The following is a 23,060-nucleotide window of genomic DNA, read 5'->3' as shown; positions in this document are numbered from 1 at the left end:
GCGGCGGAAGCGGGGCGGTGCGATGCCGACCGGGTATATGCCCGCCTCGCCGGCGGGGCCGTCCGGGTGATAGCTCCGCCGGTTCCGGGCGGTTCCGGGCGGTTTCGCCGGGAGCACTTCCCTCGGATGGTTGGCTGTCCGGCGGACTTCGGAGGTGGTCGGTGGACACGGCGCGGAACGACGACGGCTCGCCGGGAAAACGGCCCCGGCGACCCCGACGGCTCACCGGCGCGCTGGGCGGCCTCGGTCAGGCCGTCGGACGGGGTCGCGCCGTGGTCACCGCCCGGCTGTCGGCACTCGCGGGTACGGCGGCGGCGCTCGCCGGGCGGCTCGGGCAACTGCCCGCGCCGCCCGGACCGTTCCGGCCCCGGTTCTGGCGCAGCCCGATCCGCGGGCCGTGGCTGACCTCGGTGTTCGGGCTGGTGCTGCTGGTCGGGATCCCGGTGCTCTTCGTGACCGGCGCCCTGTCGTACGCCGCCTACAACCCCGACCTCGGCCCGCTCAACGACCAGACGCCGGACAAGGGCGTGCTGGGCTTCTACCTCTTCGACTGGCCCACCAGCCCGTCCTGGCTGTACCGGCTCACCCAGGGCGTGCACGTGACCCTCGGCGTCGTCCTGGTGCCGGTCCTGCTGGCCAAGCTGTGGTCGGTGATCCCCAAGCTGTTCGAGTGGCCGCCGGTGCGCAGCGCCGCCCACGCGCTGGAGCGGCTGTCGCTGCTGATGCTGGTCGGCGGCGCCGTCTTCGAGTTCGCCACCGGCATCCTCAACATCCAGCTCCACTACGTCTTCCCGGGCTCCTTCTACACCCTGCACTTCTACGGCGCGTGGGTGTTCATCGCCGCGTTCACCGTCCACGTCGCCCTCCGGCTGCGCCGGATGGTCCGCGCCCTGCGGTCGCGCTCGCTGCTGGTGGAGCTGCGCACCGGCCCCACCGGCACCCGGCCCGAACCCCCGGACGCCGACGGCCTGGTGGCGCCCGAGCCCGCCCCGCCGACGATCGCCCGCCGCGGGGCGCTCGCCCTGGTCGGCGCGGGGTCCCTGGCCCTGCTGGTGGTCACCGCCGGGCAGAGCATCGGCGGCCGGCTGCGCGGCACCGCCCTGCTGGCACCCCACAACCGTGCCCCGGAGTCGGGGCCGAACGGCTTCCAGGTCAACAAGACCGCGGCCTCCGTCGGCGTCTCGGCCGCGATGGTCGGGCCGGACTGGCGGCTGGAACTGCACGGCGCCGGGCCCGTCCGGGTGTTCACCCGGGAGCAGCTGCTCGCCCTGCCGCAGCGCTCGGCCCGGCTGCCGATCGCCTGCGTGGAGGGCTGGTCCACCGCCGACCAGCACTGGAGCGGACTGCCGCTCGCCGACCTCGCCGCCCTGGCCGGGCTGCCGGACGCCGCGAACGTCCTGGTGGACTCGGTCCAACCGCCCGGCCCGTACACCTCCGTGGTGCTGCGCGGCAACCAGATCCGGGACCCCCGCTCGCTGCTCGCCCTGCGCGTCAACGGGGCCGACCTCTCGCTCGACCACGGCTACCCCGCGCGGATCATCGTCCCGGCCAACCCCGGTGTGAACAACACCAAATGGGTCGGCCGCCTCACCTTCAGGACCTCACCGACGTGACCGACACGATGCGACGACGCGGGGCCCTCGGCCGCTGGTACGGCTGGTACGGCACCGGACCGCTGCACCTGCTGGTGCTCCTCGCCTCCCTCGCCCTGACCGGCTACGCGGTCGAGCGCCTGGTGACGGAACGGCCGCTCGCGGTGGCGGTCTGGTTCGTCGGCGCGGCCGTCGCCCACGACCTGATCCTGCTCCCGCTGTACTCGCTGGCGGACCTCTCGGCCCGGTCCGTGCTGCGCCACCGCGCGGAGCGGACGCCGTCCGTGGGCTGGATCAACTACCTGCGGGTCCCGGTGTTCCTGTCCGGGCTGCTGCTGCTCGTCTGGTTCCCGCTGATCCTCGATCTGTCCGCGCCCTACCCGGGGGCCACCGGGCTGTCCGAGGGGGTCTACCTCGGCCGCTGGCTCGCGATCACCGCCGTGCTGTTCGGCGCCTCCGCCCTCGCCCTGGCGGTCAAGCTGCGCCGCGCCCGGCGGAGCGGTGGGCGTCGGAGCGGCTCCCGGGGTCGGGGTGCCCGCGGCGTTCGGGATTCGTAAGGAGGCGTTTCGCCCGGTCCGTCCCCGTCCGCTCCTACATTGGTCGGGACCGGACTCCCGAGGAGAGGTGCAACCGATGACGGTGCGTCAGGAACATACGGCCGAGTTGGGGGTGATCGGCGGTTCGGGGTTGTACGCGCTGCTGGACGAGGTGGTGGAGGTGCGGGTGGAGACCCCGTACGGGCCGCCGAGCGATGCGCTGTTCGTGGGGGAGGTGGCGGGGCGTCGGGTGGCGTTCCTGCCGCGGCACGGGCGGGGGCACGGGGTGCCGCCGCACGGGATCAACTACCGGGCGAACCTGTGGGCGCTGCGTTCGCTGGGGGTGCGGCAGGTGTTGGGGCCGTGTGCGGTGGGCGGGCTGCGGGCGGAGTTCGGGCCGGGCACGCTGCTGGTGCCGGACCAGTTCGTGGACCGGACCTCCGGGCGGGTGCAGACCTTCTACGACGGGCGGGCGCTGCCCGACGGCACGGTGCCCGGGGTGGTGCACGTGTCGATGGCGGACCCGTACTGCCCGGCCGGGCGCTCGGCGGTGCTGGCGGCGGCCCGCTCGGCGGCCTGGGAGCCGGTGGACGGCGGCACGCTGGTGGTGATCGAGGGCCCGCGCTTCTCCACCCGCGCCGAGTCCCGCTGGTTCGCCGCCAACGGCTGGTCCGCCGTCGGCATGACCGGCCACCCCGAAGCCGTCCTCGCCCGCGAACTCGGCCTCTGCTACGCCTCCTTGGCGCTGGTCACCGACCACGACGCCGGAGTCGAGCACGGCGACGGCGTCACCCACACCGAAGTCCTCCGGGCCTTCGCCGCCAACGTCGACCGGCTGCGCACCGTCCTGTTCAAGGCCCTGGAGGCCCTGCCCGTCGACCGGCAGTGCCCCTGCCCGCACGCCCTGGACGGCCTGACCACCGGGCTGCCCGGTGTCCCTGATGTCCCCGGTGTCCCCGGTGACTGACCGGCCGGTGCTCACCCGGACCCTGCCCTGCGCCGCCGCCCTCGCCGCCCTGGTCACGGCCCTCGCGCTGACCGTGACCGGCGGCGGCACGCTCGCCGACCGGGCGCCGCTGCACGACTGGTACGCCCTGGACGCCGCCCTGTTCGCCCTCGCCCTGCTCCTGCTGCGGCGGGTGGAGGAGCGCCGGGTGGTGCCGGTCGTGCTGGCCGGGAGCGTCCTGGTCGCCGCGGTCGGACTGCTCGCACCGCCGCGCACCAGCGACGACGCCTACCGCTACGTGTGGGACGGGCGGGTCCAGGCGGCCGGGATCTCCCCGTACGCCCACACCCCGGACGACCCGGCCCTGCGCCGGCTGCGCGACCCCGGCCTGTTCCCCGCCGGGGACGGCTGCACGGCCTGGGACGAACACCGGACGACGGCCGGGGACTGCACCCGGATCAACCGGCCCGCCGTGCACACCATCTACCCGCCGGTCGCCGAGGCCTGGTTCCTCGCCGAGCACCCCTTCGGCGGCGGGGTGCGCGGCGTGCAGGTCGGCGGCGCCCTGCTGGCGGTCGCCACCACCGCCCTGCTGGTGCGGCGCGGCCGGCGGGCCGCGCTGTGGGGCTGGTGCCCGGGCGTGACGGTGTGGGCCGTCAACGACGCCCACGTCGACACCCTCGGCGCGCTGCTCATGGTGGCCGGGCTCGGCTGCGCGGCCCGCCACCGGGCCGGGGCCGGCGGCGCCCTGCTCGGGGCGGCGGTCGCGACCAAGCTGCTGCCCGCCCTCGCCCTGCCCGGGGCGTTCTCGGGCCTGCTGGCCCGGCGGCCCGCCAAGCGCGACCTGGTGCTGCTCGCCTCGGCCCTCGGCACCTTCGCGGCGGTCTACCTCCCGTACGTCGCGGCCTCCGGCCCCGGCGTCCTCGGATACCTGCCCGGGTACCTGCGGGAGGAGGGCTACGAGCAGGGCCACCTGGAGCGCTTCGGCCTGGTGCGGGCGGTGCTGCCGGACCGGTGGGCGCCGTGGGCGGCCGCGCTGGTGCTGGCGGGCGTGGTCCTGTGGGTGCTGCGCCGCGGCGACCCCGCCCGTCCCTGGCAGGGCGCGCTGCTGGTGACCGGGACGGCCCTGCTGCTGGTCGCGCCCAGCTACCCCTGGTACGGGCTGCTGGTGGTGGCCCTGGTGGGGCTGGACGGGCGGTGGGAGTGGCTGGCCGTCCCGGCGGCCGGGCAGGTGCTCTACCTGGTGGGCGGCGAGGACGCCCAACGCACCGCGTACGGCGCCGCGTTGGCCTGCGTGCTGGTGGTACCGGCGCTGCGCGCCCTGGCCGGGGCCCTGGTGCCGCGCCCGGTGCACGGTGCCGGGCCGGAGATGACGAAAGTCTGACGGGACGCCCCCGCCACTGGCCCCGGACCGGTCCGACCTGGTCGAATCCTCCCGTGGACAGTCGCGTGGACAGTACAGACGAAGAGGACCGGGGCACCCCGGTCGGGCGCCGGGTGGTGCTCGGCCTGCTCGGCCTCGGCGCGCTCGGCGTGGCCGCCGGGCCGTTCCTCCAGCGGGTGGAATCCGGGCTGGCGGAGCGCGACCCGAGCGGCCTGTCCGGGCTGCTGCCCGGCAACACCGGGTTTCGCTACTACTCGGTGGTGACCTCCGTCCCCGAGCGGACCGCGGCCGACTACACCCTCACGGTCGGCGGACTGGTGGAGCGCCCCGCCAGCCACCGGCTCGCCGACCTCCAGGCCATGCCGCAGCGCCGGCTGGTCAAGGACGTCCAGTGCGTCACCGGCTGGCGGGTGCCGGACACCCCGTTCGAGGGGGTGCCGCTGGCCCACCTGCTGGACGCCGCCGGAGTGCGGCCGGGCGCCAAGGCCGTGCGCTTCGACTGCTTCGACGGCGCGTACAGCGAGAGCCTCACCCTCGAACAGGCCCGGCGCGACGACGTGCTGGTCGCGCTGCGCCTCCAGGACAAGCCGATCAGCCACGACCACGGCGGGCCGGTGCGGCTGTACGTCGCGCCGATGTACTTCTACAAGTCCGCGAAATGGCTCTCCGGGATCACCGTCACGGACTCCGTCCAGCCGGGGTACTGGGAGGGCAACGGATACGACGTCGACGCCTGGGTCGGCCGGTCGAACGGGCGGGACGATGCACCGACGAGCTGAACTGGTCCTGCGCTTCACCCGGGCCGAGCGCTGGGTGCACCGCACCACCGCCGCGCTGATGGGCGTCTGCCTGGCCACGGCCGCCTGCCTCTACCTCGGGCCGCTGGCCGTCCTGGTCGGCAACCGGCCGCTGGTGGTCACCGTGCACGTCTGGTGCGGCCTGGCGCTGCCGGTCCCGCTGCTGCTCGGGCTCGCCTCCCGGGCGCTGCGCGCCGACTTCTCCCGGCTCAGCCGCTTCACCCCGGCCGACCGGCAGTGGCTGCGGGCCCTCCGCGCCCGGGCCGGGCACCGCCCGGCCGGCAAGTTCAACGCCGGGCAGAAGCTGTACGCCCAGTGGACGCTCGGCTCGATGCTGGTGATCATCGGCACCGGCCTGCTGATGTGGCTCACCCACCTCGCCCCGCCGACCTGGCGCACCGGCGCGACCTTCGTCCACGACTGGCTGGCCGCCGCCATCGCCGTGGTGATCGCCGGCCACGTCCGGATGGCCCTGCGGGACCGCGAGTCACGCCTCGGGATGCGCACCGGCCTGGTCGACCGCACCTGGGCCGAGCGCGAGCACCCGCACTGGCGCACTGGGCGGCGGGAACCGGTGCGGACCGGCGCCGACGACGCGGTGGAGTAGCCGCCCTCAGTGCCCGCCCGGGCGCTGCCCCCGTCGTGGCAGGGGTAGCAGCAGGCACCACACGTCGCGCTCGGCCGTGGCCGACCAGACGACGTCGCCGTGGCCGTAGTCCGGGATCACCAGGTAGTCGACCTTGGCGCCGCCCCGGTCGATCAGGCTGGCGCCGAGGTGGTGGTCGCCGCGGCCGAACTCGGCGTTCAGCCAGACCACTTCGGCCCGGATCGCCGCCCAGTCGAGCAGGTCGGGGTCGGCCCGGCCGGCCCAGACCGACGCCAGGTCGCGCAGCAGCGCGGTGGGCTGGAGTCCGCTGCCGAGCCTGGCGACCGCCTGCTGCCAGACCGGGAGCGGGGAGTGGGCCAGGGTGAAGCGGTCGTCGGCAGGGGTCGCGCCGAAGGTGTAGCTGCCGGTGCTGTGGCCGCGGTGGTGGATCCAGTTGGTCGGGCCGGGCAGGTCCCGGGTGCGGGTCAGGGCGTAGTGCAGCAGCCCGAGGTTGCTGAACGGTGCCGAGCCGTCCACCGGCCGGGGCAGCCCGCTCGGCCCGTCGGGGTCGGTGGCCGCGCGGGCGAACAGGCCCTTGAGTCCGGGGTCGACGGTCCAGTCGCCCGCTGCCAGCCGCGCTTCGAGCAGGTCGTGCAACTCCTCGGCGCGGGCCAGCAGTTCAGGATCCCGCTGCGGGTCGTAGGGGCCGGTGGTGTCGAGCACCAGGACCCGCTGCGGTCCCTCGCCGCCGAGCCGGGCGGCGGTGGCCAGGGCGAGCGCGGCCCCGGCCGAGTGGCCGAGCAGCTCGTACGGCAGGCCGGTGACGGAGCCGGCGGCGGCGATGACCCGTTCGAGGTCCGTCCGCTGCCCGTCCAGGCCCCAGTCGGCGCACCGGGGGCCGATCCGGTCGGGGGTGAGCGCGTCCTCGCGCGGGGTGGTGCCGAGCACCAGGCAGCCGTGGTCGGCGAGGAAGCGGGCCAGGCTGCGGCCCTGCGCGGTGCAGTAGTTGGCGGCGACGTTGAGCCCGCCGCCGGGCAGCAGGTGGACCACCCGGTCCGCGGTGCGCGGGTCGCCGAGGACGTCGACGGTGAACCGGTCCCCGTGTTCGACCGGGACGGTGAGCTGGTGGTGGTCGCGGTCGACCCGCGCCGCCGCCGTTCCATCGCACCCGAGTGCCGCCGCCAACTCCCCGACGATGTCCCTGCCCACCGCTGCCCCCTCCTGTACCCGGCCGCCCGGTACGCCGAACGGTGCGCACCAGTGTGACGCATGGGCAGGGCGGGCCAGTGGGCTGGGCCGGGCGGCTCAGTCCTTGCGCAGGGCGAGGAAGCGGCGGCCGTGCGAGGTCCAGCGCTCCGCCTCCACCAGGCCCACGGCGCGGGAGCGCCGCAGGGTGGCGGCCGTGCCGAGGCGGGCCCAGGGGAAGGCCGGGCCGAGCCGGCCGTCCGGCCCCTCCACCCGGACGACGGCCCGCTCGTCCACCTCCTCGGGCTCCACCTCCACCAGCAACAGCCCGTCCGGGGCGAGGAGTTCGGTGCTCCGGCGGAGCAGGGCGTCGGGATCGCCGCCGATGCCCAGGTTGCCGTCCGCGAGCAGTGCGGTGCCCCAGCGGCCCTCGGCCGGCAGCCGGTCGAACACCGAGCGGCAGAGCGCCGCGCCGCCGAGGCCGACCGTGCGGGCGACCGCTGCCCTGGTCACGTCCACGCCGAGCGCGGGCACCCCGAGGGCGAGCAGCTCGGCGACCAGGCGGCCGGGGCCGCAGCCGAGGTCCAGGACGGGCGCGGCCGTCCGGGCGCAGCGCCGCAGCAGGCTGTGGTCGGCCCCGGCCGCCGGGGCGCACCAGCGCTCGATGTCCAGGTGCAGCCGCCGGCCGTCCTCGCGGCGCAGCCAGAGCGGGCCGTAGCCGGTGCGGACGGCCTCCGCGAAGGGGTCGTCCACCCAGGGTGCGGCGACCGTCAACTCGCCACCTCCGGAACGGAGTCGAGGGCGTCGAGGGCGCGCAGCCGGGCGGCGAAGCGGCTGCCCGGGGCCTGCTCGGCGACCAGCCGGGCGTCCTCGACGGTGTCCACGTCGGTCAGCCGGGGCAGCCGGTGGACGGTCAGGCCGGCCTCCGCCAGCCGGCGCAGCAGGGCCGCGCCGGTGTCGGGGGTGGACATCGGCACCCCGTGCAGCAGCCGCTCCGCCAGCGGCCCGCTCGGCCGGGCCAGGCCGAGCGCCCAGAACCCGCCGTCGGCCGCCGGGCCGTACCAGGCGTCCAGGCCCGGCCGCCGGGCCGCGGACAGCGGCTCAGCCAGCGCGGCCGGGGCCAGCTGCGGGGTGTCCATGCCGACCAGCAGCGCCGGGGCGTCCGGGGCGAGCCGGGCGGCGTGCGCGAAGGCGGCGGCCAGTCGACGGTCCAGGCCGCCGGCGCACTGCGGGACGACCTCCCAGCCCGGCGGCAGCCAGTTGCCCGGCTCGCCGTCCAGGACCAGCAGCCGCCGCCCGGCGGGAATCGCGGCCAGGGCGTGCAGGGTGTCGGTCAGCGCCGCCTCGGCCAGGGCCGCCGCCTGCGCGGGGGTGCACGGCGGGGTGAGCCGGGTCTTCACCCGGCCGGGCACGGGCGCCTTGGCGATCACCAGCAGGGTCGGCGGCGGAGCGGCCAGCACCGCCCGCATGTCGCGGACGGCCTGCCGGGTGCCGCGCAGGGTGCCGGTCACCTTGGACCGGCCCGCGCGCGGCAGGTAGTCGACGGAGGTCTCGGCGATCCGCAGCCCGGCGGCCGAGGCCGCGAGCACCATCTCCAGCGGGTAGCCCGAGCGCCGGTCGCCGAGCCCCAGGGCCAGCAGCCGCTCGCGGCGGGCGGCCCGCATCGGACCGAGGTCGTGCAGCGGGGCGCCGGTGCGGGCCCGCAGCCGGCGGGCCAGGACGGCGTTGGCGAGCCGGGCGTGCACCGGCCAGGCGCCGGCGGTGGCCGGCCGGCGGCGGCCGAGCACCAGGTCGGCGGCGCCGGCCAGCACCGGGCCGGTGACCCGGGGGAGTTGGGCGGGGTCGAGCGAGCCGTCGCAGTCCATGAAGCAGACCAGCTCGGCGGTGGCGGCGCGCAGCCCGGCGTGGCAGGCGGCGCCGAAGCCGCGCCGGGGTTCCTCGACCACGGTCGCGCCGAGCGAGCGGGCCAGCTCGGCGGAGCCGTCGCGCGAACCGTTGTCCACCACGACGGCCCGCCAGCCGGCCGGGATGCGGGCGAGCACCCACGGCAGGGCGGCGGCCTCGTCCAGACAGGGCAGGACGACGTCGACGGCCGGGGAAAGGGGGAGGGGAGGAGTCACGCCGGTCACGCTAACCGCGGCCGGCGCCGCCGGAGCCGAGCCGCGCCCTTACGGAAGTACGACGTCCGGGCGGCGGGCCCCGTTCGGGGGATGCCGGGTCCGGGGCGGCGCCGGGGGAGCCGCCGCGCGCCCGGGCGCGGGATCTCGGCGCGGGGTTTTGGCGCGGGATCTTACGGAACTCGGACGGGGCACCCGGGTGGCCGTCGGTGGCCGCCGCCGGCTCGTATCCTCGGCGGGGTGAACGAGAGCCCCACCACCGCCGGACCGGCACAGCCCGGCCGGATCCTGGTGGTCGACGACGACCCGACCGTGGCCGAGGTCGTGGCCGGCTACCTCACCCGTGCCGGTCACCACGTCGACCGCGCCGCCGACGGCCCGCAGGGGCTCGCCCTGGCCCGCAGCGCCCGACCGGACCTGCTGGTCCTGGACCTCATGCTCCCGGGCATGGACGGCCTGGAGATCCTCCGCCGGCTGCGCGCCGACGCGGACGGCGCCGAGCTGCCGGTCGTGCTGCTCACCGCCAAGGGCGACGAGACCGACCGGATCCTCGGGCTCGAACTGGGCGCGGACGACTACGTCACCAAGCCGTTCAGCCCGCGCGAGCTCGTCCTGCGGGTCCAGTCGGTGCTGCGCCGCTCCCGCGCGGGCGCGGCGGCCGGCCCGGCCGGCGGGCGGCTCGTCTCGGGGGACATCGCGCTCGACCCGCAGGCCCGTCGGGCCCACCGCGACGGGCGCGAACTGGCCCTGACGCTGCGGGAGTTCGACCTGCTGGCGTTCCTGCTCCGGCATCCGCACACGGTGTTCCCCCGGCAGGAGCTGATGGAGCGGGTGTGGGGCTGGGACTTCGGCGACCTCTCCACGGTCACCGTCCACGTGCGCCGGCTGCGCGAGAAGATCGAGGACGATCCGGCGGCGCCGAGGCTGATCTCCACGGTCTGGGGCGTCGGCTACCGCTACGACCCGGCTGCGGGCTCGACGGCCGCGGGCAGTGGGCAGGCCGCGGGCGGGAAGGGCGGTCCGGAGTGAAGGACCTGCTGCTGATCGCCCTGTTCGCCGCGCTCGGCGCGGGCGGGGCGGGCCTGCTCGGCTGGGCGGCCGTCCGGCTGCTGCGCCGCCGCTCGCTCGCGCTGTCGCTGTTCTGCGTCGCCGCCGTCACCGTGCTGGCGGTCACCTCCGGGACCTTCGCGGTGGCCCAGGCGATGTTCCTGTCCCGGCACGACCTCGGCGTGGTGATCACCGTGCTGGCGATGGCCGCCGTGGTCTCGCTGGCCACCGCCGCGCTGCTCGGCCGCCAGGTGGTGGCCGGGAGCAGGGCGCTGACCGAGGCCGCCCGGACCGTCGGTAGCGACGCCGGGTTCGCCGCGCCCGAGCGCCCGCTCGGCCTGGAACTGGCCCAGCTCGGCGCTGAGTTGGCCGCCACCAGCGCCCGGCTCGCCGAGGCCCGGGCCCGCTCGCAGGCCCTGGACACCTCCCGCCGGGAGCTGATCGCCTGGATCTCGCACGACCTGCGCACCCCGCTCGCGGGCCTGCGCGCCATGGCGGAGGCCCTGGAGGACGGCGTCGCCGAGCACCCCCAGGACTACCTGCGGCGGATGCGCACCGAGGTCGAACGGCTCACCGGGATGGTCGACGACCTCTTCGAGCTCTCCCGGATCCAGGCGGGCGCGCTCGCCCTGTCGGTGTCCCGGGTGTCGGTGTACGACCTGGTCGACGAGGCGCTCGCCGGGGCCCACCCGCTGGCCCGTCAGCGCGGGGTCCGGCTGGAGGGCGGGCCGGTGGCCGCCGAGCCGGTCGAGGTGGACTCCGGGGAGATCACCCGGGTCCTCGGCAACCTGCTGGTCAACGCGATCCGCTCGACCCCCGAGGACGGCGTGGTGGCGGTCTCCGCCCGCCGGGAGGCGGACGAGGTGGTGCTCGCCGTCACCGACGGCTGCGGCGGCATCCCGGAGCCGGACCTGCCCCGGGTGTTCGAGACGGGCTGGCGCGGCAGCGCCGCCCGCACCCCGCGCTCGGCGGACCGGGGGAGCCCGGGCGGGCCGGGGGAGCGCACCGAGGCCGGGGGCGCCGGGCTCGGGGGCAGCGGCGCGGGGCTCGGGCTGGCCATCGTGCGCGGCATCGTCGAGGCCCACGCCGGGCACGCCCGGGTGCGCAACGTCGCCGGGGGCTGCTGCTTCGAGATCGTCCTCCCGGCCGCCCGGGCCTGACCCGCGCCGGACGTTGACCCGCGCCCGGGGCCGACCCGTACGGAGTCGGCCCCGGGGCCGGTACGCACCAGCTCGGTCAGGCGCGCTGCGCCGCCGCCGCGAACTCCACCATGCCGTCGGCGAAGCCCACCCGGGCCCGCCAGCCGAGCTCCGCGCGCAGCCGCGAGGAGTCCGCGGTGATGTGCCGGACGTCCCCGAGCCGGTAGCGGCCGGTCACCACCGGCGTCGGCCCGCCGTGGGCGGCGGCCAGCGCCCCGGCCATCTCCCCGACCGTCCGGACCTCGCCGCTGCCCACGTTGTACGCCCGGATGCTGCCCGGGGCACGGTCGCCGACGGCGCTGAGTGCGGCGAGGTTGGCCGCCGCGACGTCCCGGACGTGGACGAAGTCCCGGCGCTGCCCGCCGTCCTCGAACACCAGCGGCGCCTCGCCCCGGGCCAGCGCCGAGCGGAACAGTGAGGCCACCCCGGCGTACGGGGTGTCGCGCGGCATCCCCGGGCCGTACACGTTGTGGTAGCGCAGCGTCAGGAGCCGGCCTCCGCAGGCGCGCGCCCAGGCGCCGGCCAGGTGCTCCTGGGCGAGCTTGGTGGCCGCGTACACGTTGCGCGGGTCGGCCGGCGCGTCCTCGGCGACCAGGCCGGGGCGCAGTTCGGCGCCGCACTCCGGGCACGGCGGTTCGAAGCGCCCGGCGTCGAGAGTGCCGGGGTGCCGAGGGCCCGGGGAGACGTCCCCGTGCTCCGGGCAGCGGTAGCGGCCCTCCCCGTAGACCACCATCGACCCGCCGAGGACCAGGCGGCGCACCCCGGCGCGGGCCATCGCGGCGAGCAGCACGGCGGTGCCCAGGTCGTTGCAGCCCGCGTAGGCGGGGGCGTCGTCGAAGTCCAGGCCGAGGCCGACCATGGCCGCCTGGTGGCAGACCGCGTCCACTCCGGCCAGCGCCTCCTCGACCGCCGCCCGGTCCCGGACGTCCCCGTGCCGGAACTCGACGCCGTCCGGGAGCGCGGGCGCCGCGCCGGAGGGGTGGACGGCGGGCAGCAGCGCGTCCAGGACGCGGACCTCGTGGCCCGCCGCCACCAGGGACCGTACGACCGCCGAACCGATGAACCCGGCGCCGCCGGTGACCAGAATCCTCATGACCGGCGACGCTACCGCCAGGCGGCGCGGCGGCCGCCCGTTCCGGACGTCGTGTCACGCTTCGGTAAGACTCCGGGGGTTCGATCCCGGTCGACGGCGAGGTAGCGCTGGGTAGAGATGACATGTACGCTGCGTGTCGCCGAGTGAACAGTAATCGGGCCCGGCCGCTGCTCCGTGGGGGGAGTCACGCCCAGGCCCGGTCGCCGGCCGGGGCCCGGTCGCACTCGTGGGGGAGTCGCGGCCGGGCCCGTAACCGGATGCCTGCGGTATGCCCGCCCGGCGGTTCCGCCAGACATGACAACCGTCCAGCCGGAGGCCCGTTCCAGGCGCGTCCGTCCAGAGCGGCCGGTCAGTGGACTGGCCGGAGGGCCGGGAGGCGGGCCGGGCGGGTCAGCCCTGGGGGCGGGCGGCGGTGATCTTGTGCTTGAGCGCCCCGAGGAGGTCCTGGAGGAGCGCGACGGTGCCCTCGTCGACGAGGTTGCCCGCGTCGTCGAAGCGCTCGTGCGAACGGAAGACGATGACCTCGGGCTTGACCACCACGTCGGTGTGCGTCCAGACGAACACCTGCCGCAGCGCCAGCTGCGCCCGGACCGAACCGAAGTTGGTCGGGGCGGCGCCGAGGATCGCGGTCGGCTTCCGCTGGAGCGGCAGGCCCTCGGACTTGGTCCAGTCGGTGCTGACCCAGTCGATCGCGTTCTTCAGCACGCCGGGGACGGAGTAGTTGAACTCCGGTGTGGCGATCAGCAGTCCGTCGGCCGCGGTGATGCGGTCGCGCAGCTCCTGCACGACGGCGGGCCGGGCCCCGGGGGTGTCCAGGTCGAAGTCGTAGGGCGGGATCTCCCGCAGCCGGTCGTACACCTCGATCTCCAGGCCGCCAGGGTCGAGCTTGCGGGCGGCGTGCAGCAGGGCGGTGTTGTGGGAGTTCGCGCGCAGGCTGCCGGAGATGGCGAGGATCTTCAGGTCGGTCATGGCGGGGCTGGTCCTTCCTCGGGAACGGCGGGGAACCGACCGGCCCCCCGGTTTCGACCGTAGGCGCGGCGCGGAGGCCCGGGGGGAGCCCGGACGCGCCACCGGGGGGACCATCGGCGCCAGCGGGGACCGTTCGCGCCAGGAGGGGGACACTTCGCGACCGACGGGTGCCCGGGCCTTGATTTCTGGCGTGCCATTAGAATCGCGCGCTGTGCACAGAGACACGGTTCCCGCCCACCTGGTGCGGCTCGTCCGCAACAGCGCGCTCCGCCTGGGGATAACCCCGCAGGAGATCGCGCTGGCCACCGGGCTGGAACCGGCCGCGCTCGCCGACGACCTGCTGCGGGTCCCCACCGCCGCGATCAACCGGATCTGGGAGCTGATCTTCGCCCGGAGCGGCGACGGGGCCGGCCTGGTGGTCGCCGGGGACGTCCCGCTGGGCAGCCTGCACGCCTGGGACTACCTGGTCACCACCGCCCCCACGCTGGCCGACGGCCTGCGGGAGGGAGCCCGTTGGATCACCGCGCTGACCGACCCGGCGGTCTCGCTCGACGTGGTGGAGGACGGCCGGCACCTCACCCTGCACTACCACGGGCTGCCGTTCCAGGACGGCGTGGACCGGGAGATCAGCGTCTTCGCCCTGGCCACCTTCCTGCAGCGGATGCGGGAGGCCGGCGGCGCCTCGGCCGGACCGGTCAGGGTGGCGTTCGCCCACCCGGCACCACGGCGGCACCGCGACCTGATCGACGCCTTCGGCACCGCCCGCATCGACTTCGACCAGCCCACCAACGCGATCGTCCTGCTCGACGCCGGGCAGGAGACCGCCACCGCGGACCCGGAGCTGGCCCGCATCATGCGGCGCTACGTCGAGATGGGCCTGGCCGCGGCCCGACCCGTCCCCGACTGGCGCGACACCTTCCGGGCCGCCCTGGCCGAGGCCCTCGCCGACGACCTGCTCTCCCTGGAGCGGGTGGCCGGCCGGCTCGCGGTGAGCCCGCGGACCCTGCAGCGCCGGCTCAGCGACCGCGGCACCACCTGGCGCGAGGAGATCGACGCGGTCCGCCACGAACAGGCCGCCCGGCTGCTGCGGGACACCCGGCTCCCGGTCCAGTCGATCGCCGCCCGCCTCGGCTACGCCGACCCGCGGGCCCTGCGCCGGGCGTTCCAGCGCTGGACCGGCCACACCCCGGACACCTACCGGAAGTCGGCGGTCCCGCTGACGGCCACCGCCGAGCACGGCTGACCGGGGCGCTCGACCCCCGGCGGCCTGGCGCGAGCTGTCCCCCTGTTGGCGCCTCGGGCCAGTCGACCCGCGCCCCGACCGGTCCTAGCGTTCGACGGGCGGCGCGATGATCGACCGCCCACGTCGGGGCCGCGGTGCGGCCCGGCGCCCCGGCAGCCGCCCAGGACCCTCGGAGGAACCGCCATGACCACGTTCGTTCTCGTCCCCGGCTCGTTCCGCGGCGGCTGGTGGTACCAGCCGCTCACCGGTGAACTGCGCCGGTACGGCCATGAGGTCCACCCGCTGACCCTGACCGGGCTCGGCTCCCGGCGCCATCTCTCGAGTGCGGCCGTGAACCTGGACACCCACGTCCAGGACGTGGTGTCCCTCCTGGAGGCGGAACGGATCGAGGACGCGGTGCTGGTGGGGCACGGCTACGGCGGGATGCCCGTCACCGGGGCGGCCGACCGGGTGCCGGAACGGGTCGACACCCTGGTCTACCTGGACGCCTTCGTGCCCGCCGACGGCGACTCGGCCTGGAGCCTGAGCCCCGAAGCCCGGCAGCGGCGGATCCTCGCCGGGGTCGGGGCGGACGGCCACACGGTGGCCCCGCCGGCCGCGCTCCGGGCCGACCCCCGGATCACCGGCCACCCGCTGGCCTCCCAGCTCCAGCGGATCCGGCTCACCGGCCATCAGGACCGGGTGCGGCAGCGGGACTACATCCACCTGACGGAGTCCGGGGAATCCGGGGAGTCGCCGTCCGCCGCGCTCCGCGAGCGGCTCGCCGGGGATCCCGGCTGGACCGTGCACGAGCTGCCCGCCGGGCACGAGGTGGTGTCCGAGGCGCCCGACGAGCTGCTGGACCTCCTGCTCGCGATCGGTGATCCGCCCCGCCCGGTGGGCCGCCGCTGCGAACGTTGGGCCCGGGCCCGCGAGTCGGCCCGGTAGCGGCGGGCCGGGCGGCGGGCCGTTCAGAGCCGCAGGTCCATCCGCTGCTCGACGGTGTCGAGCCCGAACTTGCGGGCCGGGCGGGAGACGGTCAGTTCGAAACCGGCCTCCGCGTACAGGTGGTGGGCGGCGTCGAGCCCGGTGATCGTCCAGAGCAGCACGCCCGCGTACCCGCGGGCGCGGGCCTCGGCCAGGGCGAGGTCCAGCATCCGGCGGCCCAGGCCGCGGCCGCGGGCGACCGGGTCGAGGATCACCCAGCGCAGCTGGCCCCAGCCCGGGCGCTCCTCGGCCCGGACCAGACCGGTGGCGCCGACCACCCGGCCGTCCAGCTCGGCGACCCACAGCCGACCGGGCGCCGGGGTGCCCTCGACGGCCCGGGCCAGGGCCAACTCGGCCATGCCGGCGGCGACATAGGCCTCCATGGTGGCGTCCATGCCGTACTCGCGGGTGTAGAGGACACCGTGCAGGGCGGCGACGGCGCCCAGGTCCCCGGGGCGGTCGGCCTCGCGGACGGTCACGACTCCAGGTGCGGTGCTGGCCATGGCTGCATCCCCTTCTGGTGAAACACTCGTTTCAGTGGAACGATAGACCACGTGTCCACCCCAGCCAACGCACCTTCCAGCCGCGCGCCGCGCCGCCCGTCGATGCGCCGCGAGGACCTCCTCGCCGCGACCGTCCGCTACGTCGCCGAGCACAACGTGTCCGACCTCTCGCTGCGCCCGCTCGCGGCCGAGATCGGCACCAGCCCGCGCGTGCTGCTCTACCTCTTCGGCTCGAAGGAGCAGCTGGTCCGGGACGTGCTGGCGGTCGGCCGGGCCGAGCAACTGGCCCTGCTGGAACGCTCCGAGGAGGCGGGCGGCAGCGCCCGGGAGACCCTCGAACTGCTCTGGGCCTGGGTGGCGGACCCCGAACACCGGGGCGCGCTGCGGCTGTTCTTCGAGGGCTACGTCCGCGCCTTCGGGCACGCCGAACCCTGGCGGGACTTCGGCACCGCCTCATTGGACGAATGGCTCCCGCCGCTGGCCCGGGTGCTCGACGGCACCGGGGCGAACGCCACGGTGGTGCTCGCCGTGCTGCGCGGGCTGCTGCTGGACCTGCTCGCCGCCGAGGACGACGCCAACGCCGCCCGGGTGCAGGCCGCCTGGCGGGACTTCCTGGACGCCACCCTCGGCTACCTCCCGGGTGGTGACGGCCGTGCTCAGCGGGCCGGACCAGCGGCCGAGGATCTCCGACGTGGCCGGCAGGTGGGCGAGTCCGCAGTCCGGCGGCCCCTCTAGAGGTCCAAGTCCGCGAAGCCGTAGTCGTCCCAGAGTGCGCGCTCGTCGTCGCGCGGCGCGTACCGGACGCTCGGTTCGAGGTCCCAGATCCGGGTCGCCCGGGAGTCGGGGGTGTAGCGCGGCCAGCCCGGCGCGCCGCCCCGGGCGAAGTCGGTCCAGGCCCCCATCATCCGGTCGGACAGCCGGGTGAGCGCGGGCCCCTGCTCGGCCACGGTCCGGGCGCCGCGCGGGAACCGGTGGAGGTCCAGTCCGCCGAAGAGGAAGGGCAGTTCCAGGGTGTGCGCGGCCCCCAGGTTCTGTGCGGCCGGCAGTCCGGCGACGTACGGCACGTGCCAGTCGAACTGGTAGACGTAGGTGGGCCGCCAGCGGGACTGCGCCTCGGCCAGGCGCAGGGTGGGCACCCGCTCGGTCTGGTCCGTGAGCATCGCGTTGACCACCCGGCCCTCGGCCAGGCCGGGGCGGTTCGCCGCGTAGTGGTCGTACATCCGCTGCTTGCGGTCGGCGAGTACGGCGGGGAAGGTCCGGTAGGCGCTCAGCGGGAGGTCCAGTACGGACGGGTTGAACAGCGCCCAGAAGTCGGTCTCGTTCTCCGTACTGCCGGTCATCACGTCGACGTGGCGCGCGCTGCCGGCCGTGACCCGCTCGACCACCGGGCCGGGGATCAGCGAGCCGTCGATCCAGGGCCCGAAGAAGACGGCGGCGGACGGCCCCGACAGCCCGCCCTGGGCGTGCTCCTGGAGTTCCAGGACCTGGCGGGTGGTCAGCCGGTCGAGGTCCGCGACGGTGTGGATCCCCCCGGTCGCGAAGACGTGCTCGGCGGTGCGCCGTGCGGCGGCCGCGGTGTGCACCAGGTAGCCCGGGCCGCTCTGGACGACGGCCCGCCGGAACAGCCGCTCCGGGTGGTCCTCGGCCAGCATCGCGCTGATCGAGACGGCGCCCGCCGACTGCCCGAACACGGTGATGTCCGCGGGATCCCCGCCGAAGGCCGCGATGTGCCGGTGCACCCACTCCAGGGCGGCCAGTTCGTCCCGCAGGCCGTTGTTGCCCGAGCCCGCGTAGGCCGGATCGAGCGCCCCGAGCTCCGTCCAGCCCAGGATGCCGAGCCGGTAGTCCAGGTTCACCACCACCGTGTCGCCGCGCACCGCCAGCCGTCCGCCGTCGAACACCGCCTCCTCGGCGGAGTCAAGTTGGAACGCGCCGCCGTGCAGGAACACCATGACGGGCTTGTGCCCGCCACTGGTGCGCGGCGCCCAGACGTTCAGGTGCAGGCAGTCCTCGACGCCGTCCCCGCCCGCGCTCAGGTCCTGCGGACAGCCGGGTTTGGCCTCCTCGGCCCGCAGCGTGCCCCGCCACGGCGCCGCGGGCTGCGGCGGCCGGAACCGGTTCGCCCCGGTCGGCGCCGCCGCGTACGGCACCCCGAGGAAGGCGCAGCGCCCGTCCTGCGCCACCCCCTCCAGCCGGCCCAGCGAGGTCACGGCCCGACACCCGCGCCCCTCCAACCCCTGGGACTCCTGGGCCCCTCGGGCCCCCGCCGACCCGGCGGGGAGCAACGCCAGCAGCGTGGCCGCGGCCGTCACCGCCCACCGCTTCACCCTGTGCACGTGCACTGTTCCGCGCCTCCTCCGACTCCGCACGCGCGGCCCCCGGCCGGGGCCGCGACATGGTCTCGGCCCAAGCCTGGCGGGCGGCTTGACGCCGTGTCATAGGCGCGCGGGTGGAGCTTCCGGCTCCACCCCCGGATGGAGCGGGTGGAGAGCACGGCGCGGGCCCGGCGCGCCCCGCTCAGGAAAGCGGAGGCGAACTTCGGGTACGGCTGCGGCGGGCCGTCAGGCGCCGTCGAGGGCGTCGCCGATCTTGGCGGCCATGGCGATCGCGGCCGGGCTCGCGGGGTTGCGGGTCCGCATCGCGGCGTCGACCACGACTCGGATGGCGGAGCGGAAGTTCTCGGCCTCGCCCGGGTCGATGTCCCCGAGCAGGGCGACCGAGGCGGTGAGGGCGGGGAAGACCTGGTCGGCCAGGTCGGCGGTCGAGTGGCCGCCCAGCTTCAGGCGCTTGGGCTTCTCGGCCAGGACGCGTCCGGTCAGGCCGGTGGCGGAGCTGAGGGCCTTTCCGGCGGCCATGCCCGCGCGGGCGGAGGAGAACGCCCCGGGATCGGCGGCGGCCATCAGGGCGACGACACCGTGGCCGGCGGTCTGGACGGTCAGCTTCTGACTCTGGGTGAGGACCGGCTCGCCGCCCCCCGGCCGGGAGCCCGGCAGGGCGGCGGTCAGCCGTGCGGTCGCCTCGTGCTGGACGGCGGCGCCGGCGGTCAGGAAGCCCGTGATCGTGGCGAGTTCGGCGTCGCTGTAGCGCGCGTACAGCTCCTCCATGCCGCTCATGAAGTGCTCGAAGTGGGGCGCGAGGGCCTCGGCGGGGCCCTCGGGGGCCTCGATGAGCACGCTGCGCTTGTCGGCGGGGTTGGGGATCCGCCGGGCGAAGCCCTTGCGCTGGAGCCGGTCGACCAGCCCGGTGACCGAGGCCGGGGCGAGCCCGGAGTGCTCGCCCAGTTCGCGCGCGGTGAGCGGGCCGAACCGTTGCAGCAGGTCGATGGCCTTCTCCTCGGTGCTGCTGAGGCCGTGCAGCTGCGCGAGCGCGCTGTGGAACATGACCGCGGCCGTACTCAGCTCCCGCCCGGCCGCGTTGAGCCGGGCGATGAGCTCGCCGCGCGAGGGCTGGTCGGTGGTCGTCATGCCCCAAGACTAGCAAGCTGCTTCGTTTCACCGAACTACTTGTTTCGCGACGCCGAACTACTTGCTATGCTTCTTTCGTCCGAACGAAATATGTTGGGCGGTGCGGCCACGCACCCCGGCCAGGACACCGCCGTGCTTCCGCGCCCAGGGCGCCCAGGACGCGGCACCGGCACCGCCGACGCGTCCCGCACCAGATCTGCTCACTCCGCATCGGGCCCGAGCCCGCCCCTCCGAACCGATCGAAGAAGGCCATGTCCAAGCAGCGCACACCCATGCCCGCCGACGCCCAGGCGCCCGCCGCCGCCTCCCCCGGCACCCCACCCGTCCACCGCCGCCGCGGCCTCGCGATGCTCGTCCTGATCGTCGCGTCCTTCATGGACCTGCTCGACACCACGATCGTCAACGTCGGCCTGCCCGCCATCCAGAAGGACGTCCACGCCACCCCCGGCCAGCTGGAATGGGTGGTCGGCGGCTACACCCTGGCGTTCGCGATCGTCCTGATCACCGGCGGACGGCTCGGCGACATCGTCGGCCGCCGGAGCGTGTTCCTGACCGGGGTCGCCGGCTTCACCGCCGCCTCCCTCGCCGCGGCCCTGGCACAGAGCGGCGACCTCCTGGTGGGCGCCCGCGTCGTCCAGGGCGCCTTCGCCGCCCTCATGGTTCCCCAGGTCCTCGCCTCCGTGCAGGCCCTGTACAAGCCCAGGGAACGCGCCGCGGTCCTCGGCATCATCGGCGCCGTCTCCGGCATGGCCGCCGTCGCCGGTCCCCTGCTCGGCGGCTGGCTCGTTTCCGCCGACGCCTTCGGCATCGGGTGGCGCAGCATCTTCGTGATCAACCTCCCCGTCGGCCTCGCCCTGCTGCTCGCCGCCTGGCGCCTGGTGCCCGACACCCGCTCGGCCCACCCGCTGCGCCTGGACATCCCCGGCCTGCTGCTCGCCTCCACGGGCCTGTTCCTGCTCGTCTTCCCGCTGGTGGAGGGCCGTGAGGCCGGCTGGCCCGCCCGGATCCTGGCCATGCTCGCCGCAGCCCCGGTCGTGCTGGGCGTGTTCGTGGTGAACCAGCGGCGCCGGATGCGCCGGGACGGCTCGCCGCTGGCGCCGATGCACCTGTTCGGCAAGCGGGGCTTCGTCTCCGGCAGCGTCGTCCAGCTGTGCTTCTCCGGCGCGATGGCCGGCTTCTTCCTGATCCTCGCCCTCTACCTGCAGATCGGCCTGCACTTCTCCGCCATGGCCTCCGGGCTCACCCTCCTGCCGTTCACCGCGGGCGCCTTCCTCGGCTCGGCCGTCTCGGTGCCGCTCGCCGCGAAGGCCGGCAAGCCGCTGGTCATCGCAGGCGCCCTGATGCAGGCCGGCGGCATCTTCTGGGTGCGCCACGTCGTCGACGCCCACGGCGCGGGCCTGTCGGGCTGGGACCTGCTCCGGCCGCTCGCCCTGGCGGGCCTGGGCCTCGGCTTCCTGGTGGTGCCGCTCGTCGACCTCGCCCTCGCGACCGTCGACGTCCGCGACGCCGGCGCCGCCTCCGGCGTCTACAGCACCTTCCAGCAGTTCGGCGCGGCCCTCGGCGTCGCGGTCACCGGCGTCGTCTTCTTCGGCCGGACCCACAACGGCTACGACCCCACCGTCATGCGGACCGCACTCCTCGCCGGCGCCCTGGTCTGCGTCGCCGGCTACCTCCTCGCCGCCCTCGCGGGCCTGTTCCTGCCCGCCAGCCGCCTGGCCCAGCACGAGGCCGCCGAGGACGAGGAATCGGCCGACCCCGTCCCCACCGCCCACTGACCGACCCCCGCTCCACCCCGAACCCACAGAGAAGGAAGACCCTCATGTCCGACACCACCGCCGTCCTGACCGCCGACGACAAGCTCACCCTCCAGACCGCCGCCCACGGCGTCGTCGGCCTGATGGCCGCCTCCGACCCCGGCGCGATCTCCTCCACCAAGGCGGGCCTGGCCGCCGGGAAGGCCCTCAGTTCCGCCACCGGCCTCACCGGGCGTGTCCTCGCCGAGAAGCCCAAGGGCATGAAGCTCGACGGCAAGTCCACCGCCGACCTCGCCGACCGGGTCTTCGACGCCATCCGCCGCTCCCTCGCCCTGCTGGCCGCCAAGGCCCCCGAGGAGACCGACAACTTCCGCGCCACCATCGCCCTCGCGATGCGGGCCGCCCAGCACGCCCGCCCCGGCGCCAACCCCGCCCAGGCCGCCATGGCCGACAAGATCACCGCCGTCCTCGACGGCTGCTGACCTCACCACCGGCTGCCCGGCCCGGACGCGTACCGCCCGCGTCCGGGCCGGGCGTTCCTCCGGGCGGCCCAGTAGCCTGTATGCCGTGAACAGCCGGCGTGCATGGCGTGTCGCCGTCGATCCGGGCCTCGTCGTCCAGCCGACCTGCGGCCACCTGGACGGGCTCCGGGAGGTCCCCGCGAACACGGCCCCCGGCTGCGAGGACTGCCTGCGGACCGGCAGCACCTGGGTGCACCTGCGGGCCTGCCTGAGCTGCGGGCACGTCGGCTGCTGCGACAGCTCGCCCGGGCAGCACGCGCACCACCACGCCCGCACCAACAGCGGACACCACATCGCCCGCTCCCTCCAGCCCGGCGAGGACTGGGCCTGGTGCTACACCGACGAGGTCTTCCTGCGCCCCGCCTGACCCGAACCACCGGACGTGGCGGCCCGCCGCGGGGAGCCGGATCGTGCGACGGCCCGGCACCCGCGCGGCTGCAGCCGCCGACGTCGGCGCCCGGCCGACGGCGGGGCGCCGAGCTCGACGGCCGGGTGGTCGATGCCGCCGCTTTGGTCGGGGCTGGGGCCGGCTGTGCTGGGTGGTCCTCGCCCCGGTCGCCCGCGGCCGCAGGATGCTTTGGAACCCGCCCTGGCCAGAACGACCGGACGTGGCGGCCCGCCACGGGGAGCCGGATCGTGCGACGGCCCGGCACCCGCGCGGCCGCAGCCGCTGCCGTCGGCGCCCGGCTGACGGTGGGGCGCCGAGTTCGACGGCCGGGTGGTCGGTGCCGCCGGTCTGGTCGGGGCTGGGGCCGGTCGCGCCGGGTGGTCCTCGCCCCGGTCGCCCGAGGCCGCGGCCCGGGGTCGCAGGATGCTGTGGAACCCGCCCTGGCCGAGGCCCGTGCCCGCGTGTGCGGTGGGGCGGGGCCTGCGGTTCGATGGCCCGTCGCCTGGTTCGCCGTGTGTGGCCTTGCCGGGTGGAGGGTCGCTCTGGGCGAGGCTCGTCTCGTGGGGCCTGCGGTTCGACGGCCCGTCGCCCGGGTCGCCGCTCGCACTCCTACGGCGCGCAGCCCCGGGCCCACCGCTCTGCGCGGAGGATCTCCGGCGGCCCGTCGGGAGCCTCGGACAGCACGTCGGGCCCGACTGCGCCGTCATCCGGGCCGGCTTCGGCCCGGATCGAGGGGCTGGGCGCCCCCCGGCGAGCCGGTTCTCTGCGGT

The 23,060-nt window shown here is 75.8% G+C and carries 22 protein-coding genes and 1 pseudogene; 14 read left to right on the top strand and 9 right to left on the bottom strand.

Annotated elements, in window-relative coordinates; genetic code table 11:
• Positions 1–338 precede the first annotated feature (338 nt).
• From ACFVXG_RS02470 to ACFVXG_RS02445, 6 genes are all read left to right on the top strand, one after another.
• Complete coding sequence (locus tag ACFVXG_RS02470) at positions 339–1,613, top strand: molybdopterin-dependent oxidoreductase (protein WP_387923874.1); 1,275 nt, start codon at positions 339–341, stop codon at positions 1,611–1,613.
• Positions 1,614–1,621: 8 nt separating this feature from the next.
• Positions 1,622–2,149, top strand: coding sequence for a hypothetical protein (locus ACFVXG_RS02465; RefSeq protein WP_387923872.1), 528 nt, complete (start codon positions 1,622–1,624; stop codon positions 2,147–2,149).
• Between the two features lie 76 nt (positions 2,150–2,225).
• Positions 2,226–3,095, top strand: a complete 870-nt coding sequence (locus tag ACFVXG_RS02460) for an S-methyl-5'-thioadenosine phosphorylase (protein WP_387923496.1) — start codon at positions 2,226–2,228, stop codon at positions 3,093–3,095.
• A complete protein-coding gene (locus ACFVXG_RS02455) occupies positions 3,088–4,458 on the top strand; it encodes a glycosyltransferase 87 family protein (RefSeq protein ID WP_387923494.1) in 1,371 nt (456 codons plus the stop codon). The genes ACFVXG_RS02460 and ACFVXG_RS02455 overlap by 8 nt, the downstream gene beginning before the upstream one ends.
• 65 nt (positions 4,459–4,523) lie before the next feature.
• Positions 4,524–5,237: a molybdopterin-dependent oxidoreductase gene (locus ACFVXG_RS02450; protein ID WP_387923492.1), complete on the top strand. Its 714-nt coding sequence runs from the start codon at positions 4,524–4,526 to the stop codon at positions 5,235–5,237.
• Positions 5,221–5,862: a cytochrome b/b6 domain-containing protein gene (locus ACFVXG_RS02445; RefSeq protein ID WP_387923490.1), complete on the top strand. Its 642-nt coding sequence runs from the start codon at positions 5,221–5,223 to the stop codon at positions 5,860–5,862. The genes ACFVXG_RS02450 and ACFVXG_RS02445 overlap by 17 nt, the downstream gene beginning before the upstream one ends.
• Before the next feature lie 6 nt (positions 5,863–5,868).
• On the opposite strand, the gene ACFVXG_RS02440 is transcribed toward ACFVXG_RS02445, so the two are convergent.
• The 4 genes and pseudogenes from ACFVXG_RS02440 to ACFVXG_RS02425 all read right to left on the bottom strand — a co-directional run.
• Positions 5,869–7,050, bottom strand: a complete 1,182-nt coding sequence (locus ACFVXG_RS02440) for a thioesterase domain-containing protein (RefSeq protein ID WP_387923488.1) — start codon at positions 7,048–7,050, stop codon at positions 5,869–5,871.
• A gap of 96 nt (positions 7,051–7,146) precedes the next feature.
• Positions 7,147–7,800 (bottom strand): methyltransferase domain-containing protein, encoded by a 654-nt coding sequence (locus tag ACFVXG_RS02435; protein WP_387923486.1) that lies wholly within the window; start codon positions 7,798–7,800, stop codon positions 7,147–7,149.
• Positions 7,797–8,426, bottom strand: coding sequence for a DUF2064 domain-containing protein (locus ACFVXG_RS02430; protein WP_387923870.1), 630 nt, complete (start codon positions 8,424–8,426; stop codon positions 7,797–7,799). The genes ACFVXG_RS02435 and ACFVXG_RS02430 overlap by 4 nt, the downstream gene beginning before the upstream one ends.
• Before the next feature lie 9 nt (positions 8,427–8,435).
• Positions 8,436–9,146, bottom strand: a pseudogene (locus ACFVXG_RS02425) (glycosyltransferase family 2 protein); the annotation flags it as partial.
• Between the two features lie 237 nt (positions 9,147–9,383).
• Here ACFVXG_RS02425 and ACFVXG_RS02420 point away from each other — a divergent pair.
• The gene (locus ACFVXG_RS02420; RefSeq protein WP_387923484.1) at positions 9,384–10,172 is read left to right on the top strand and encodes a response regulator transcription factor; all 789 of its coding nucleotides are present in this window, start codon (positions 9,384–9,386) and stop codon (positions 10,170–10,172) included.
• Positions 10,169–11,350 carry a sensor histidine kinase gene (locus ACFVXG_RS02415; protein ID WP_387923482.1) on the top strand — a complete coding sequence of 394 codons (1,182 nt, stop codon included), beginning with the start codon at positions 10,169–10,171 and terminating at the stop codon, positions 11,348–11,350. The genes ACFVXG_RS02420 and ACFVXG_RS02415 overlap by 4 nt, the downstream gene beginning before the upstream one ends.
• Positions 11,351–11,426: 76 nt before the next feature.
• Here ACFVXG_RS02415 and ACFVXG_RS02410 read toward each other — a convergent pair whose 3' ends face one another.
• Both ACFVXG_RS02410 and ACFVXG_RS02405 read right to left on the bottom strand, forming a co-directional pair.
• Entirely contained in the window at positions 11,427–12,482 is a 1,056-nt protein-coding gene (locus tag ACFVXG_RS02410) for an NAD-dependent epimerase/dehydratase family protein (RefSeq protein ID WP_387923480.1), read from the bottom strand.
• A 390-nt stretch (positions 12,483–12,872) separates the two neighbouring features.
• Positions 12,873–13,451, bottom strand: a complete 579-nt coding sequence (locus tag ACFVXG_RS02405) for an NADPH-dependent FMN reductase (RefSeq protein ID WP_387923478.1) — start codon at positions 13,449–13,451, stop codon at positions 12,873–12,875.
• 211 nt (positions 13,452–13,662) lie between these two features.
• Here ACFVXG_RS02405 and ACFVXG_RS02400 point away from each other — a divergent pair, with 211 nt between their 5' ends.
• Together ACFVXG_RS02400 and ACFVXG_RS02395 are read left to right on the top strand one after the other, a co-directional pair.
• Entirely contained in the window at positions 13,663–14,694 is a 1,032-nt protein-coding gene (locus ACFVXG_RS02400) for an AraC family transcriptional regulator ligand-binding domain-containing protein (protein ID WP_387923476.1), read from the top strand.
• 183 nt (positions 14,695–14,877) lie between these two features.
• Positions 14,878–15,621: an alpha/beta fold hydrolase gene (locus tag ACFVXG_RS02395; protein ID WP_387923474.1), complete on the top strand. Its 744-nt coding sequence runs from the start codon at positions 14,878–14,880 to the stop codon at positions 15,619–15,621.
• 23 nt (positions 15,622–15,644) lie between these two features.
• Here the strand turns inward: ACFVXG_RS02395 and ACFVXG_RS02390 are convergent, their stop codons facing one another.
• On the bottom strand, positions 15,645–16,163 hold the full coding sequence (locus ACFVXG_RS02390; RefSeq protein ID WP_387923473.1) for a GNAT family N-acetyltransferase: 519 nt from the start codon (positions 16,161–16,163) through the stop codon (positions 15,645–15,647).
• 51 nt (positions 16,164–16,214) lie between these two features.
• On the opposite strand from ACFVXG_RS02390, the gene ACFVXG_RS02385 reads away from it, so the two are divergent.
• Entirely contained in the window at positions 16,215–16,898 is a 684-nt protein-coding gene (locus ACFVXG_RS02385; RefSeq protein WP_387923471.1) for a TetR/AcrR family transcriptional regulator, read from the top strand.
• Here ACFVXG_RS02385 and ACFVXG_RS02380 read toward each other — a convergent pair.
• Together ACFVXG_RS02380 and ACFVXG_RS02375 are read right to left on the bottom strand one after the other, a co-directional pair.
• Entirely contained in the window at positions 16,895–18,373 is a 1,479-nt protein-coding gene (locus ACFVXG_RS02380) for a carboxylesterase/lipase family protein (RefSeq protein WP_387923470.1), read from the bottom strand. The genes ACFVXG_RS02385 and ACFVXG_RS02380 overlap by 4 nt on opposite strands.
• A 351-nt stretch (positions 18,374–18,724) precedes the next feature.
• Complete coding sequence (locus tag ACFVXG_RS02375) at positions 18,725–19,627, bottom strand: MarR family winged helix-turn-helix transcriptional regulator (protein WP_387923468.1); 903 nt, start codon at positions 19,625–19,627, stop codon at positions 18,725–18,727.
• 251 nt (positions 19,628–19,878) lie between these two features.
• On the opposite strand from ACFVXG_RS02375, the gene ACFVXG_RS02370 reads away from it, so the two are divergent.
• The 3 genes from ACFVXG_RS02370 to ACFVXG_RS02360 all read left to right on the top strand — a co-directional run bounded on the left by ACFVXG_RS02370 (position 19,879) and on the right by ACFVXG_RS02360 (position 22,269).
• Positions 19,879–21,402, top strand: a complete 1,524-nt coding sequence (locus ACFVXG_RS02370) for an MFS transporter (RefSeq protein WP_387923466.1) — start codon at positions 19,879–19,881, stop codon at positions 21,400–21,402.
• A 44-nt stretch (positions 21,403–21,446) separates the two neighbouring features.
• Positions 21,447–21,863 carry a hypothetical protein gene (locus tag ACFVXG_RS02365; RefSeq protein WP_387923464.1) on the top strand — a complete coding sequence of 139 codons (417 nt, stop codon included), beginning with the start codon at positions 21,447–21,449 and terminating at the stop codon, positions 21,861–21,863.
• A gap of 154 nt (positions 21,864–22,017) precedes the next feature.
• Positions 22,018–22,269, top strand: a complete 252-nt coding sequence (locus tag ACFVXG_RS02360) for a UBP-type zinc finger domain-containing protein (RefSeq protein ID WP_387923868.1) — start codon at positions 22,018–22,020, stop codon at positions 22,267–22,269.
• Positions 22,270–23,060: the final 791 nt, after the last annotated feature.

This window comes from Kitasatospora sp. NPDC058162 (assembly GCF_042884005.1).
Taxonomy (GTDB): Bacteria; Actinomycetota; Actinomycetes; order Streptomycetales; family Streptomycetaceae; genus Kitasatospora.
This window is presented reverse-complemented; position numbering and strand designations above follow the sequence as displayed.

What these genes read in the sequence shown, in the direction of transcription:
- ACFVXG_RS02410 (WP_387923480.1), bottom strand. Translation starts at nt 12,482, where the DNA reads ATGAGGATTCTGGTCACCGGCGGCGCCGGGTTCATCGGTTCGGCGGTC.
- ACFVXG_RS02390 (WP_387923473.1), bottom strand. Translation starts at nt 16,163, where the DNA reads ATGGCCAGCACCGCACCTGGAGTCGTGACCGTCCGCGAGGCCGACCGC.
- ACFVXG_RS02445 (WP_387923490.1), top strand. Translation starts at nt 5,221, where the DNA reads ATGCACCGACGAGCTGAACTGGTCCTGCGCTTCACCCGGGCCGAGCGC.
- ACFVXG_RS02460 (WP_387923496.1), top strand. Translation starts at nt 2,226, where the DNA reads ATGACGGTGCGTCAGGAACATACGGCCGAGTTGGGGGTGATCGGCGGT.
- ACFVXG_RS02465 (WP_387923872.1), top strand. Translation starts at nt 1,622, where the DNA reads ATGCGACGACGCGGGGCCCTCGGCCGCTGGTACGGCTGGTACGGCACC.
- ACFVXG_RS02370 (WP_387923466.1), top strand. Translation starts at nt 19,879, where the DNA reads ATGTCCAAGCAGCGCACACCCATGCCCGCCGACGCCCAGGCGCCCGCC.
- ACFVXG_RS02395 (WP_387923474.1), top strand. Translation starts at nt 14,878, where the DNA reads ATGACCACGTTCGTTCTCGTCCCCGGCTCGTTCCGCGGCGGCTGGTGG.
- ACFVXG_RS02405 (WP_387923478.1), bottom strand. Translation starts at nt 13,451, where the DNA reads ATGACCGACCTGAAGATCCTCGCCATCTCCGGCAGCCTGCGCGCGAAC.
- ACFVXG_RS02365 (WP_387923464.1), top strand. Translation starts at nt 21,447, where the DNA reads ATGTCCGACACCACCGCCGTCCTGACCGCCGACGACAAGCTCACCCTC.
- ACFVXG_RS02375 (WP_387923468.1), bottom strand. Translation starts at nt 19,627, where the DNA reads ATGACGACCACCGACCAGCCCTCGCGCGGCGAGCTCATCGCCCGGCTC.